Genomic DNA, 13,770 nt, shown 5'->3' with positions numbered 1-13,770 from the left:
GCGATGAGTCTCGCCGTCCGCGTCATCCCCTGCCTCGACGTCGCCGCCGGTCGCGTCGTCAAGGGCGTCAAGTTCCAGAACCTGCGCGACGCGGGCGATCCGGTGGAGCTCGCTCGCCTCTACTTCGAGCAGGGCGCCGACGAGCTCACCTTCCTCGACGTCACTGCCACCGTCGACGACCGCTCGACCACCTACGAGGTGGTGCGAGCGACGGCCGAGCAGGTCTTCATCCCCCTCACGGTCGGCGGAGGCGTGCGCACCGCCGACGACGTCTCGCGCCTTCTCGCGCACGGCGCCGACAAGGTCGGGGTCAACTCCGCCGCTCTCGCGCGCCCGGAGCTCCTCGGTGAGATCGCCGACCGGTTCGGCGCGCAGGTGCTGGTGCTCTCCCTCGACGTGAAGCGGAGCGCTGCGGCCGCGTCGGGCTTCGTCGTCACGACCCACGGCGGTCGCCGTGAGACGACTCTCGATGCCCTCGCCTGGGCGAGCGAGGCCGTGGACCGGGGCGCGGGCGAGCTTCTCGTCAACTCCATCGACGCCGACGGGACCAAGCAGGGCTTCGACCTCGAGTTGATCGCCGCGATGCGCGAGCGCAGCAGCGTGCCCGTGATCGCGTCGGGGGGCGCGGGGGCCGTCGAGCACTTCGCCCCGGCGATCGAGGCGGGCGCCGACGCGGTGCTCGCCGCCTCCGTCTTCCACAACCGTGAGCTGACCGTCGGCGACGTCAAGCGAGCGCTCGACGACGCCGGGATCGAGGTCCGCCGATGACTCCCGCCGATCTCGACGCCGTTCTCGGCCGTGCGGCGTTCGACGCCGCAGGCCTCCTCCCCGCGATCATCCAGCAGCACGACACCCGCGAGGTGCTGATGATGGGCTGGATGGACCGCGAGGCGTTGCGCCGCACCCTCAGCGAGGGCAGGGTCACCTTCTGGTCGCGCTCCCGGCAGGAGTACTGGCGCAAGGGCGACACGTCGGGCCACGCCCAGTACGTGCGCGGAGCGGCACTCGACTGCGACGCCGACACGCTGCTCGTGCAGGTGGAGCAGATCGGGGCCGCCTGCCACACGGGCGAGCATGCCTGCTTCGACGTCGATCCGCTCGAGCCGTTCACCGGCCTCGACTCGGGGGAGTGAGCATGAGCGGCCGTCGGCTGAAGTCCTCCGCGATCCTCGGGATCGTGCTGCTCGCCGCGCTCGAGCTGACGGCGTCGACCCAGCCCTGGTTCACGCTCACCCTCGCCGCGAGCGGGGGAGACGTCGGCCAGCGGATCGACGTCGCGGGCACGGTCGCCTCGCCCGCCCTCTCGGCCCTCGCGCTGGCCGGTCTTGCCCTCGCGGCGGCACTCGCGATCGCGGGACCTGCGTTCCGTGTCGTGCTCGGCGTGCTTCAGTTCGTCCTCGGAGGCTCTGTGGTGCTCGCCGCCGTGACCGCGTGGGCCGATCCGGTCCGCGCCGGTGCCTCGCTCGTGACGGGGGCGACCGCGATCGCCGGCGAGCAGTCGGTCGCCGCGCTCGTCGCGTCCTCTTCTGACACGGCGTGGCCGCTCGTCGCCCTCGCGTGCGGCGTGTTGACCGCGGCTCTCGGCGTCGTGGTCGTCGTGACCGTGCGACGGTGGCCGGGTGCGGCGAAGAAGCGCGCCTCCCGTTTCGAGCCGGCCGGCGACGGCCACGGCACGTCGAGCGTCGAGACCGAGGATGGCGCGATCGACCCGGTCGTGTCGTGGGACGAGCTCTCGCGCGGCGACGACCCCACCTCCGCGCGCTGAGCAGCAGGCCGCGTCAGCGGCAGGGTCGGAGGGGAGCCTCGCGCTAGACTGCTGTGGCCCCGATGCACCCCCAGGAGGAGAACCATGAGCACCGAGCACGACGACGACAACCACGGCCACTCGCCCGCAGCGTGGACGGCCGTCGTCATCATGCTCGTCGGCTTCACGATCGGCACGGTCGCCTTCTGGTTCGACCTCCCGCTCGTCGTCTGGCTCTCGGCCGCGCTCGTCGTGGTGGGCCTGCTCGTGGGCATGGGGATGGCGAGGGCGGGCTATGGCGTCAACGGCGCCAAGGCCAACTCGAAGGCGCGCGCGTAGAGTGCTCGCCGATCTGATCGCCGGTGCTCTCGCCGATGCGGCCCGGCGCCGCGAGAGCGCCCCGCTGTCCGAGGTCGAGCGCCGTGCGCTCGCCCAGTCGCCCGCCCTCGACGCCCTCGTGGCGCTGGCTCCCGCCGAGCGGGTCCGACTCATCGCCGAAGTCAAGCGCGCGAGCCCGTCGCGCGGTGCGCTCGCCGACATCCCCGATCCTGCCGAGCTGGCGGGACTCTACGAGCTCGGGGGAGCGAGCGCGATCAGCGTCCTCACCGAGGAGCGCCGGTTCAAGGGGTCGCTGGCCGATCTCGAGGCCGTCCGCGCCCGAGTGGGCATCCCCGTGCTCCGCAAAGACTTCATCGCCGAGCCCTACCAGGTGTTCGAGGCGCGTGCCGCGGGGGCCGACCTCGTCCTCCTCATCGTCGCGGGGCTCGAGCAGCCGCTCCTCGCCGAGCTGCACGCGCTCGTGCTCGAGCTGGGCATGACCCCGCTCGTCGAGACCCACTCATCCGACGAGCTCGAGCGCGCCGCCGACCTCGGCGCGCGTCTCATCGGCGTCAACGCCCGCAACCTGTCGACCTTCGAGCTCGACCGCGACCTCTTCGGGCGCCTCTCCGAGCGCTTCCCCGCCGGCGCGGTGAAGGTGGCCGAGTCGGCCGTCCTCTCCGCCGACGACGTCGCGCACTACCGACGCTCCGGCGCCGACGTCGTCCTGGTCGGCGAGGCCCTCGTCACCGGCGGCGACCCTGTTTCCACCATCGCCAGCTTCCTGGCGCACTGATCACTGTTGGGCGGTACGGCCATGGCACTCCGGGATGAACTCGGGCCCTACTTCGGCGAGTTCGGCGGGCGCTACGTCCCCGAATCGCTCGTGGAGGCGCTCGACGAGCTGAGCGCGGAGTACGAGCGCACGAAGGTCGACCCGGCGTTCCAGGCCGAGCTCGCCGAGCTGCACCGCAGCTACACGGGCCGGCCCTCGATCCTCACGGAGGTGCCGCGCTTCGCCGAGCACGCAGGCGGCGCACGCATCATCCTCAAGCGCGAGGACCTCAACCACACCGGCTCGCACAAGATCAACAACGTGCTCGGGCAGGCGTTGCTCACCAAGCGCATCGGCAAGACCCGTGTCATCGCCGAGACGGGGGCGGGCCAGCACGGTGTCGCGACCGCGACCGCCGCGGCTCTCTTCGGCCTCGACTGCGTCGTCTACATGGGCGAGGTCGACACCGAGCGCCAGGCGCTCAACGTCGCCCGGATGCGTCTGCTCGGCGCCGAGGTCGTGTCTGTCACGACCGGCTCGCGCACCCTCAAAGACGCGATCAACGACGCCATGCGCGACTGGGTGACCAACGTCGACACCACCAACTACATCTTCGGCACCGTCGCCGGCCCGCACCCGTTCCCGGCACTCGTGCGCGACTTCCAGAAGATCATCGGCGAGGAGGCGCGCGAGCAGGTCCTCGCGCTCACCGGCGCGCTGCCCACGGCGGTCACGGCGTGTGTCGGCGGCGGGTCGAACGCGATGGGCATCTTCCATGCCTTCCTCGACGACGCCGAGGTCCGTCTCGTCGGCTTCGAGGCGGGCGGCGACGGGATCGAGACCCCGCGGCACGCGGCGACCATCAGCAAGGGCCGTCCGGGCGTCCTGCACGGCGCGCGCAGCTATCTCCTCCAGGACGATGACGGCCAGACCATCGAGTCACACTCGATCTCCGCCGGCCTCGACTACCCCGGAGTAGGCCCCGAGCATGCGTGGCTCGCGAGCATCGGTCGCGCCGACTATCGCGCGGTCACCGACTCCGCCGCGATGAGCGCGCTCCAGCTGCTCAGCCGCACGGAGGGCATCATCCCCGCCATCGAGTCGGCCCACGCGCTGGCCGGCACGCTCGAGCTCGGGCGTGAGCTCGGTCCGGAGGCGACCATCCTCGTGAACCTCTCGGGTCGCGGCGACAAAGACATGACGACGGCCGCGCGCTACTTCGGCCTGATCGACCAGGGCGCGGTGCAGTCGTGAGCGGTCGCGGGCCGAGCGTCACCGAGACCATCCGCCACCGCACTCAGGAGGCGGCGGGTGCACTCATCGGCTACCTTCCCGTCGGCTTCCCCGATCTGCCGACGAGCATCGACGCCGCGGTCGCGCTGGCCGAGAACGGCGTCGACGTGATCGAGCTGGGCCTGCCGTACTCCGATCCCGTGATGGACGGCGCAGTCATCCAGGAGGCGACCCAGGCCGCACTCGCGGGCGGCTTCCGACTGCGCCACGGCTTCGAGGCGGTGCGCGAGATCCGCGCGCGGATCGACGTGCCCGTCCTCGTGATGACCTACTACAACCCCGTGCTGCAGTACGGGGTCGAGCGCTTCGCGACCGATCTCGCCGAGGCGGGCGGCTCGGGCCTGATCACGCCCGACCTCATCCCCGACGAGGGCGCCGAGTGGCTCTCCGTCTCGGAACGCCTCGGGCTCGACCGGGTGTTCCTCGCCGCGCCGTCCTCGACCGACGAGCGCCTCCGGCAGGCCGTCGACTCGAGCAGGGGCTTCGTCTACGCGGTGTCCACCATGGGAATCACGGGCGCCCGGACCGACGTCGACTCCGCCGCCCGGACCCTCGTCGAGCGCCTGCGCGCAGTGGGCTGCGACAGCGCCTGCGTGGGCCTGGGCATCTCGACGGGCGAGCAGGTCGCCGAGGTTCTCGCGTACGCCGACGGCGCGATCGTCGGCTCCGCGCTCGTGCGTGCGCTCGCCTCCGGAGGCGTCGACGCCGTCGCGAGCGCGGCGCGCGGCCTCGCCGAGGGCACGCGCTCCGAGCGCTGACGGCCGCCCACTACAATCGGGATGCCCACCGGGGCGCGGGACGACCGCGCCCGGGGGATCCCCTCCTTCGAAAGGTCGAGTACCGGTGTCCGTACCGCTGAGCATCCCGAGCCCCCCCGAAGCGTGGAGTCAGTACGACCTCACGATCGGCAACTGGACTCTCGCGATCCACACCTACGCGATCTGCATCCTCGTCGGGATCATCGTCGCCACGTTCCTGACCAACGCACGCCTCCAGCGGCGCGGTGCGGAGCCGTGGGTCGTCCTCGACATCATCATCTGGGCGGTCCCGCTCGGGATCATCGGCGCCCGCGCCTACCACGTGCTCTCCCACCCCGACGACTACTTCTTCGCCGGCGCCGACCCGTGGGAGGTCGTGCGCATCTGGAACGGCGGCAACGCGATCTTCGGCGGTCTGATCGGAGGCGCGATCGGCGCCTGGATCGGCTGCCGGATGACCGGCGTGCGCTTCTGGACCTTCGCCGATGCCCTCGCGCCGGGCATGCTCGCGGCGCAGGCTCTCGGCCGCATCGGCAACTGGTTCAACCACGAGCTCTTCGGCCTGCCCACCACGCTGCCGTGGGGCCTCGAGATCGAGCCGACGAACCCGGCGTTCCCGGTAGGCCTGCCCGCCGGCACGCTGTTCCACCCCACCTTCCTCTACGAGATCCTCTGGAACGTCGTCGGGATCGCGGTCATCCTGCTGCTCGAGCGTCGCCTGAAGCTGCAGTGGGGCACCGTCTTCGCCGCCTACCTCATCTGGTACGGCGTCGGCCGCACCTGGTTCGAGTCGATCCGCATCGACCCGAGCGAGTATTTCTGGGGCATCCGCACCAACGTCTGGGCCGCGCTGCTGGCGATCGTCGTCGGTCTCGTCCTCGTCGCGATCCAGCGACGCGAGCACACCGGAGCCGAGCCTTCGGCGTACCGGCCCGGTCGCGAGTGGACGCCCGCCCCGGCTGCGGTAGAATTCGAGGACGTCGAGTCCGACTCCGACGACTCCACCACCCCTTCTTCCGGCATCGACGCCGAGAAGTCGACCCTCTCGCGCAGCTGAACGGGGCCGCGGAATCCTCCGCGACCCTCCGACCGCTGCCCGATACCCGCACGACCGCCGTCCACGGCGCAGCCACGAGCGCTGCCGGGGCTCGCGAGCGTTCGGGCACGCCGACGGCGCGTGACGCTCAGCACTCCAGGGCCCTCCCGATCGGGGGCCGCCTCTCTCCACCACCGCGGGCCAGCGCCGTCCCGATCCGCCAGTACCCCCGTGAGGACGGTTCCCATGGCATCCGCCCAGCCCTCGCCCCGCGTCCCCGTCGTGCCGTTCCTCGGCACGCCGTCGGCCCAGGGGATGTACGACCCGGCAGCAGAGAAGGACGCGTGCGGCCTCGCCATGGTCGCGACCATGCGCGGCACCGCCGGCCACGACATCATCGATGCCGCCCTGAACGCCCTCCGCAACCTCGAGCACCGCGGCGCGGTCGGCTCCGACGCGGGCACGGGAGACGGCGCGGGCATCATCACGCAGATCCCGGACGAGTTCCTCCGCGCCGTGGCCCCGTTCGAGCTGCCCGTCGTCGGGCAGTACGCGGTCGGCAACGCCTTCCTCCCCGTCGACCTCTTCGAGCGCGAGCGCGTCAAGTCGACGATCGCCGAGATCGCGCGGGAGGAGAGCCTCGCGGTGCTCGGATGGCGCGCGATCCTCGTGCAGCCGGACGAGATCGGCTCTCTCGCTCGCGCGGCGATGCCCGCGATCGAGCAGCTGTTCGTCGCGAGCGAGCTGACCGACGAGAGCGGCGTGCCGCTCGCCTCCGTGCGCCTGGACCGACTGACCTTCCGCCTCCGCAAGCGCGTCGAACGCGAGCTCGAGGTCTACTTCATGTCGCTCTCGAGCCGCACGCTCGTCTATAAGGGCATGGTCACGACCCTCCAGCTCGAGCCGTTCTATCCCGACCTCTCGGACGAGCGCTTCACGTCGAAGCTCGCCCTCGTGCACTCGCGGTACTCGACGAACACCTTCCCGTCGTGGCCGCTCGCGCAGCCGTTCCGGATGATCGCGCACAACGGCGAGATCAACACCGTGCAGGGCAACCGCAACTGGATGCGCGCCCGTCAGTCGCAGCTCAAGAGCCGCGAGCTGGGCGACCTCGCGCCGCTCTTCCCGATCGTCTCGCCCGGGCGCAGCGACTCCGCCTCGTTCGACGAGACGGTCGAGCTGCTCACGCTCGCCGGCCGTTCCCTCCCGCACGCCGTGATGATGATGGTGCCGGAGGCGTGGGAGAACCAGACCGCGACCGACCCGAAGCGTCGCGCGTTCTACGAGTACCACTCGATGCTCATGGAGCCGTGGGACGGCCCCGCCGCGATCGTCTTCACCGACGGCGAGCTCGTGGGCGCGACCCTCGACCGCAACGGTCTGCGTCCGGGACGCTACGTCGTCACCGACGACGGGCTGGTCGTTCTGGCGAGCGAGATCGGCGTGCTCGACATCGACCCCGCGAAGGTGGTCCGCAAGGGGCGCCTCCAGCCCGGCCGCATGTTCCTCGTCGACACGGAGCAGGGTCGCATCGTCGAGGACGAGGAGATCAAGGCGCAGCTTGCCGACTCCGGTCCGTTCTCGGAGTGGCTCGAGAAGGGTCGCATCAACCTCAAGGACCTGCCCGAGCGCGAGCACATCGTGCACACGCCCGCGTCGGTCAACCGCCGCCAGCGCACTTTCGGCTACACCGAGGAGGAGGTCCGCCTCCTGCTGCTGCCCATGGCGAAGGCCGGCGCGGAGCCGCTCGGGGCGATGGGCTCGGACACCCCGGTCGCGGTCCTCTCGAAGCGTCCCCGCCTCCTGTTCGACTACTTCACGCAGGCGTTCGCGCAGGTGACCAACCCGCCGCTCGACTCCATCCGCGAAGAGGTCGTCACGTCGCTGCGGCTCGGGCTCGGACCCGAGCGCAACCTCCTGAGCTCGGGCGCCGAGCACGCACGCCAGGTGGTCCTCGACTTCCCGGTGATCGACAACGACGAGCTGGCCAAGATCCAGCACATCGCCCCGAGACCGCTCAGCCACATCACGACGACGATCCGCGGCCTCTACCGCGTCGACGCCGGCCCTCGCGCCATGCAGGACCGCATCGACGAGATGTGTGCCGAAGCCGATGAGGCGATCGCGGCGGGAGCGCAGTTCCTCGTGCTCTCGGACCGGGACTCCACCAAGGACCTCGCCCCGATCCCGTCGCTGCTCATGCTCGCCGCGGTGCATCACCACCTCATCCGCACCGAGAACCGGATGCGGGTGGGGCTCGTCGTGGAGGCGGGAGACGTCCGCGAGGTCCACCACGTCGCCACGCTCATCGGCTACGGCGCGTCGGCGGTCAACCCGTACCTCGCGATGGAGACCTGCGAACAGCTGGTGCGCAGCGGCATGATCTCGGACCTCTCGCCGGAGAAGGCCGTCAAGAACGTGATCAAGGCCCTCGGCAAGGGCGTGCTCAAGATCATGTCCAAGATGGGCATCTCGACCGTGTCGAGCTACGCCGGCGCGCAGACCTTCGAGGCCGTCGGCCTCAGCCAGAAGTTCGTCGACCAGTACTTCACCGGTACCGTCTCGAAGCTCGGCGGCATCGGGATCGACGTCGTCGCCGAGGAGAACGCCGCGCGCCACCGCGCCGCATACCCGGAGGACGGCGCGGTCATCGCTCACGAGCGTCTCGCGGTCGGAGGCGAATACCAGTGGCGCCGCGACGGCGCGCCGCACCTGTTCAACCCCGACACGGTGTTCCGTCTGCAGCACTCCACGCGCAACCGCCGCTTCGACATCTTCCGCGAGTACACGAAGATGGTCGACGACCAGTCGAGCGCGCTGATGACCCTCCGCGGCATGTTCGCTCTCGACACGGCGGGCCGCACCCCGGTCCCGATCGACGAGGTCGAGCCGGTGGAGGCGATCGTCAAGCGCTTCTCGACCGGCGCGATGAGCTACGGCTCGATCTCGCCCGAGGCGCACGAGACCCTCGCGATCGCCATGAACCGTCTGGGGGCGAAGTCGAACACCGGAGAGGGCGGCGAGGACACGGAGCGACTGCTCGACCCCGAGCGGCGTTCGGCGATCAAGCAGGTCGCCTCGGGTCGTTTCGGCGTCACGAGCATGTACCTCACGCACGCCGACGACATCCAGATCAAGCTCGCCCAGGGTGCCAAGCCCGGCGAAGGCGGTCAGCTTCCTCCGACGAAGGTGTACCCGTGGATCGCGCGCACCCGCCACGCGACCGCCGGCGTAGGGCTCATCTCTCCGCCTCCGCACCACGACATCTACTCGATCGAAGACCTCAAGCAGCTCATCTTCGATCTCAAGCGCGCCAACCCGTCGGCCCGCATCCACGCGAAACTGGTCAGCCAGTCCGGCATCGGTGCGGTCGCCGCGGGCACGGCGAAGGCCCTCGCCGATGTCATCCTGGTCTCGGGACACGACGGAGGCACGGGCGCGAGCCCCGTCAACTCGCTCAAGCACGCGGGGACTCCGTGGGAGCTCGGCCTGGCCGAGACCCAGCAGACGCTCATGCTCAACGGCATGCGCGACCGTGTGGTGGTCCAGGTCGATGGTCAGATGAAGACCGGTCGCGATGTCGTGATCGGCGCGCTGCTGGGAGCCGAGGAGTTCGGCTTCGCCACGGCTCCGCTCATCGTCGAGGGCTGCATCATGATGCGTGTCTGTCACCTCGACACGTGCCCCGTGGGCGTCGCGACGCAGAACCCGGAGCTGCGCAAGCGCTTCACCGGCAAGCCGGAGTTCGTCGTCACCTTCTTCGAGTTCATCGCGCAGGAGGTGCGCGAGTACCTCGCCCAGCTCGGCTACCGGAGCATCGACGAGATCGTCGGACACCGCGAGCTGCTCGACGTCGACCCGGCGATCGAGCACTGGAAGGCGAGCGGGCTCGACCTGACGCCGATCCTGGTCGGCCCGGTGTTCACGGCGGAGGAGCCGCGTCGGCACGGCCGCGCGCAGCAGCACGAGCTCGAGCACCACTTCGACAACGAGCTCATCCGCCTCGCGGCGAACGTGCTCGACCACCGCGGCACCGTCACGATCGAGCGCGAGATCAAGAACACCGAGCGCGCCGTCGGCACGATGCTCGGTCACGAGGTGACCGTGCGTTTCGGCGAGAACGGGCTCGCGGCTGACTCCATCGTCGTCGTCCTGCGCGGCTCCGCCGGGCAGTCGCTCGGTGCGTTCCTCCCCGCGGGCATCACCCTCCGACTCGAGGGCGACTCGAACGACTACGTGGGTAAGGGCCTCTCGGGCGGTCAGATCGTGGTGCGGCCCGACCGCCGCAGCACCTTCGACGCCTCCGCCAACGTGATCGCGGGCAACGTCATCGGCTATGGGGCAACCCAGGGCACGATGTTCATCCGCGGCATGGTCGGCGAGCGCTTCCTCGTCCGCAACTCCGGGGCGACCGCGGTCGTCGAAGGCGTGGGCGACCACGCGCTCGAGTACATGACCGGTGGTCTCGCGGTCATCCTCGGCGAGACGGGGCGCAACCTCGGTGCGGGCATGTCCGGCGGGACGGCGTACATCCACGGCCTCCGTCGCGAGCTCGTGAACCGTGACGCGCTCGCCTCCGGGGAGCTCACCCTCTCGGAGCTCGGCAGCGCGGACGTGGAGATCCTGCGCGACCTGCTCGAGCGCCACGTCGCCGAGACCGAGTCGACCCTGGCCCAGGGGATGCTCGACGATTTCGACGGAACCGTCTCGCGTTTCGTCAAGGTACTGCCCCGCGACTTCGCTGCGGTGCTCGCGACGCGTGCATCCGCCGTAGACGAGGGGCTCGATCCCGATGGCGACGTCGTCTGGGGACGGATTCTGGAGGTGACCGGTGGCTGATCCCAAGGGATTCCTGAAGGTGCAGGACCGGGAGCTGCCGAAGCGGCGACCCGTCTCGGTGCGTCTGATGGACTGGAAAGAGGTGTACGAGCAGGGCGACTCCGCCGCGCTGCACCGCCAGGCCGGACGCTGCATGGACTGCGGCATCCCGTTCTGCCACAAGGGCTGTCCGCTCGGGAACCTGATCCCCGAGTGGAACGATCTGATGTGGCGCGGGGAGGGCCGCCAGGCCATCGAGCGTCTGCACGCGACGAACAACTTCCCGGAGTTCACGGGTCGCCTGTGCCCGGCGCCGTGCGAGTCGTCGTGCGTCCTGGGCATCAACCAGCCCGCCGTGACGATCAAGCAGATCGAGGTCTCGATCATCGATCAGGCGTTCGGCAACGACTGGGTGCAGCCCCACCCGCCGGAGCGCCTGACGGGCAAGACGGTCGCCGTCGTCGGCTCCGGGCCCGCCGGGCTCGCTGCGGCGCAGCAGCTCACGCGTGCCGGTCACACCGTCGCGGTCTACGAGCGCGACGACCGCATCGGCGGCCTCCTGCGCTACGGCATCCCGGACTTCAAGATGGAGAAGAAGCACCTCGAGCTGCGTCTGAACCAGATGAAGGCCGAGGGCACACGGTTCCGCGCCGGAGTCGACATCGGCACCGACATCACCTGGGACGATCTGCGCGCGCGCTACGACGCGGTCGTGGTCGCGACGGGCGCCCTGGTGCCGCGCGACCTGCCGATCCCGGGGCGCGACCTCTCAGGCGTGCACTTCGCGATGGAGTACCTCGTGCAGTCGAACCGCGCCCTCGCGGGCGACCGCGTCTTCGAGCAGATCACGGCAGAGGGCAAGCACGTCGTGGTCCTCGGCGGAGGCGACACCGGCGCGGACTGCATCGGCACCGCTCACCGGCAGAAGGCCGCGTCGGTCACCAACCTCGCGATCGGCCAGCAGCCTCCCACGCAGCGCCCCGAGAGCCAGCCGTGGCCGATGGACCCGACGGTGTTCGAGGTCTCCAGCGCCCACGAGGAGGGTGGGGAGCGCGTCTTCCTCGCGTCGACCGTCGAGTTCCTCGCGAACGACGGGGGCGAGGTCCGGGCCGTGCGCGTCGCCGAGACCGAGTACCTCGACGGGCGCCGCGTCCCCAAGGCCGGCACCGAGCGCGAGATCCCGGCCGACCTGGTCCTCCTCGCCCTCGGCTTCACCGGCCCCGAGTCCGACCACCTGGGCGGCCAGCTCGAGGTCCCCTTCACCGAGCGCGGCAACGTGCGACGCGGTGACCACTTCGAGACCAGCGTCCCCGGCGTGTTCGTGGCAGGCGATGCCGGTCGCGGCCAGTCGCTGATCGTCTGGGCCATCGCGGAGGGCCGCTCGGTCGCCGCGGAGGTCGACCGCTACCTCGAGGGCACGACCCAGCTTCCCTCGCCGGTGGGCCCGAACGACCGGGGCTTCACTCTCTAGTCGGACGGACGCGATAGTCTCGCCCCGCCAGCACACAGCTCACCCTCCCCGCTAACGACGCGCCTCCGGGCGCAGAACAACGGAGCACCCCCTCAATGAGACGAGCGAAAATCGTCGCCACCCTCGGCCCGGCAACGTCGTCGTACGAGACCATTCGTGCGATCATCGACGCCGGCGTAGACGTGGCTCGCATGAACCTCAGTCATGGCAGCTACGACGTCCACGAGGACGTCTACCGCACCGTGCGCAAGGCGGCGGACGACGCCGGCCGCGCCGTCGCGATCCTGGTCGACCTCCAGGGTCCCAAGATCCGCCTCGGCAAGTTCGAGGGCGGCCCCTACGCCCTCGCCGAGGGCGACGTCTTCACCATCACCACCGACGAGGTCCTCGGGACGAAGGAGCTCTCGGGCACCACGTTCAAGGGCCTCCCCGCGGACGTCAATCCGGGCGACATGCTCCTCATCGACGACGGCAAGGTGGCCGTGCGTGTCACGGCCGTCGACGGCCCGCGTGTGGTCACCGAGTGTGTCGTCCCCGGCAACATCTCGAACAACAAGGGCATCAACCTGCCCGGCGTCGCCGTGAACGTCCCTGCGCTGTCGCAGAAGGACGAGGACGACCTCCGCTGGGCGATCCGCCTCGGCGCCGACATCATCGCCCTCTCCTTCGTGCGCAACGCCAGCGACATCACCCGCGTGCACGAGATCATGGCGGAGGAGGGGCGCAAGGCCCCGGTCATCGCCAAGATCGAGAAGCCGCAGGCCGTCGACAACCTGCAAGAGATCATCGACGTCTTCGACGGCATCATGGTCGCCCGCGGTGACCTGGGCGTCGAATTGCCCCTCGAGGCCGTGCCGATCGTGCAGAAGCACGCCGTCGAGCTTGCCCGCCGCTGGGCGAAGCCGGTCATCGTCGCGACGCAGATGCTCGAGTCGATGATCGAGAGCCCGCGCCCGACCCGCGCTGAGGCCTCCGACGTCGCGAACGCGATCCTCGACGGAGCCGACGCGGTCATGCTCTCGGGCGAGACGAGCGTCGGCGCGTGGCCCGTCGTGACGGTGCAGACCATGGCGCGTATCGTCGAGTCGACCGAGGAGCACGGCCTGGAGCGCATCCCTCCGCTGGGTTCGAAGCCCCGCACGCAGGGCGGCTCGGTCACCCTCGCAGCCGCCGAGGTGGCGGAGTTCGTCGAGGCGAAGTTCCTCTGCGTGTTCACGGAGTCGGGCGACTCCGTGCGCCGCATGACCCGTCTGCGTCACGGCATCCCCATCATCGGCTTCACCCCTGAGCCGGCTGTCCGTCGCCGCATGGCGCTGAACTGGGGCGTCCAGTCCTTCGTCACCCCGCGGGTCAACCACACCGACGCGATGTTCGCGCAGGTCGACGAGGTGCTGATCAAGGAGGGTCTGGCCCAGCCGGGCGAGACCGTCGTCGTCGTCTCCGGGTCGCCTCCCGGACGCGCCGGCACCACGAACGACATGCGGGTGCACGTCGTTGGCTCGTCCAGCTCGGTCGAGCCGGTCGAGAACTGGGACCACTGAGTCCAGCGCTCGTCCG

At 70.3% G+C, this 13,770-nt stretch carries 11 protein-coding genes; all 11 read left to right on the top strand.

What is annotated here, in order from left to right:
* Nucleotides 1-3: 3 nt before the first annotated feature.
* The 11 genes from hisF to pyk all read left to right on the top strand — a co-directional run bounded on the left by hisF (nt 4) and on the right by pyk (nt 13,754).
* Entirely contained in the window at nt 4-768 is a 765-nt protein-coding gene (hisF, locus tag ITJ45_RS07765; protein WP_194607969.1) for an imidazole glycerol phosphate synthase subunit HisF, read from the top strand.
* Entirely contained in the window at nt 765-1,133 is a 369-nt protein-coding gene (hisI, locus tag ITJ45_RS07760; RefSeq protein ID WP_194607971.1) for a phosphoribosyl-AMP cyclohydrolase, read from the top strand. The genes hisF and hisI overlap by 4 nt, the downstream gene beginning before the upstream one ends.
* 2 nt (nt 1,134-1,135) lie before the next feature.
* Nucleotides 1,136-1,765, top strand: coding sequence for a Trp biosynthesis-associated membrane protein (locus ITJ45_RS07755; protein ID WP_228493683.1), 630 nt, complete (start codon nt 1,136-1,138; stop codon nt 1,763-1,765).
* A gap of 84 nt (nt 1,766-1,849) precedes the next feature.
* Entirely contained in the window at nt 1,850-2,083 is a 234-nt protein-coding gene (locus tag ITJ45_RS07750; RefSeq protein ID WP_194607975.1) for a DUF6704 family protein, read from the top strand.
* 1 nt (nt 2,084) lies between these two features.
* Entirely contained in the window at nt 2,085-2,858 is a 774-nt protein-coding gene (gene trpC / locus ITJ45_RS07745) for an indole-3-glycerol phosphate synthase TrpC (RefSeq protein WP_194607977.1), read from the top strand.
* Nucleotides 2,859-2,879: 21 nt separating this feature from the next.
* On the top strand, nt 2,880-4,091 hold the full coding sequence (gene trpB, locus ITJ45_RS07740) for a tryptophan synthase subunit beta (protein ID WP_194607979.1): 1,212 nt from the start codon (nt 2,880-2,882) through the stop codon (nt 4,089-4,091).
* Nucleotides 4,088-4,888, top strand: a complete 801-nt coding sequence (gene trpA / locus ITJ45_RS07735; protein WP_194607981.1) for a tryptophan synthase subunit alpha — start codon at nt 4,088-4,090, stop codon at nt 4,886-4,888. The genes trpB and trpA overlap by 4 nt, the downstream gene beginning before the upstream one ends.
* Nucleotides 4,889-4,973: 85 nt before the next feature.
* Entirely contained in the window at nt 4,974-5,945 is a 972-nt protein-coding gene (gene lgt / locus ITJ45_RS07730) for a prolipoprotein diacylglyceryl transferase (RefSeq protein WP_323742892.1), read from the top strand.
* Nucleotides 5,946-6,170: 225 nt separating this feature from the next.
* Entirely contained in the window at nt 6,171-10,763 is a 4,593-nt protein-coding gene (gltB, locus tag ITJ45_RS07725; protein WP_194607983.1) for a glutamate synthase large subunit, read from the top strand.
* The gene (locus tag ITJ45_RS07720; RefSeq protein ID WP_194607985.1) at nt 10,756-12,213 is read left to right on the top strand and encodes a glutamate synthase subunit beta; all 1,458 of its coding nucleotides are present in this window, start codon (nt 10,756-10,758) and stop codon (nt 12,211-12,213) included. The genes gltB and ITJ45_RS07720 overlap by 8 nt, the downstream gene beginning before the upstream one ends.
* Before the next feature lie 95 nt (nt 12,214-12,308).
* The gene (pyk, locus tag ITJ45_RS07715) at nt 12,309-13,754 is read left to right on the top strand and encodes a pyruvate kinase (RefSeq protein ID WP_194607987.1); all 1,446 of its coding nucleotides are present in this window, start codon (nt 12,309-12,311) and stop codon (nt 13,752-13,754) included.
* The last annotated feature ends 16 nt before the right edge of the window (nt 13,755-13,770 follow it).

It is taken from the genome of Rathayibacter sp. VKM Ac-2879 (assembly GCF_015351245.1).
GTDB lineage: Bacteria > Actinomycetota > Actinomycetes > Actinomycetales > Microbacteriaceae > Rathayibacter.
This window is presented reverse-complemented; position numbering and strand designations above follow the sequence as displayed.

Excerpts from the sequence above, each read along its gene's own strand:
- hisF (WP_194607969.1), top strand. The coding sequence starts at position 4 with ATGAGTCTCGCCGTCCGCGTCATCCCCTGCCTCGACGTCGCCGCCGGT.
- hisI (WP_194607971.1), top strand. The coding sequence starts at position 765 with ATGACTCCCGCCGATCTCGACGCCGTTCTCGGCCGTGCGGCGTTCGAC.
- ITJ45_RS07755 (WP_228493683.1), top strand. The coding sequence starts at position 1,136 with ATGAGCGGCCGTCGGCTGAAGTCCTCCGCGATCCTCGGGATCGTGCTG.
- ITJ45_RS07750 (WP_194607975.1), top strand. The coding sequence starts at position 1,850 with ATGAGCACCGAGCACGACGACGACAACCACGGCCACTCGCCCGCAGCG.
- trpB (WP_194607979.1), top strand. The coding sequence starts at position 2,880 with ATGGCACTCCGGGATGAACTCGGGCCCTACTTCGGCGAGTTCGGCGGG.
- gltB (WP_194607983.1), top strand. The coding sequence starts at position 6,171 with ATGGCATCCGCCCAGCCCTCGCCCCGCGTCCCCGTCGTGCCGTTCCTC.
- pyk (WP_194607987.1), top strand. The coding sequence starts at position 12,309 with ATGAGACGAGCGAAAATCGTCGCCACCCTCGGCCCGGCAACGTCGTCG.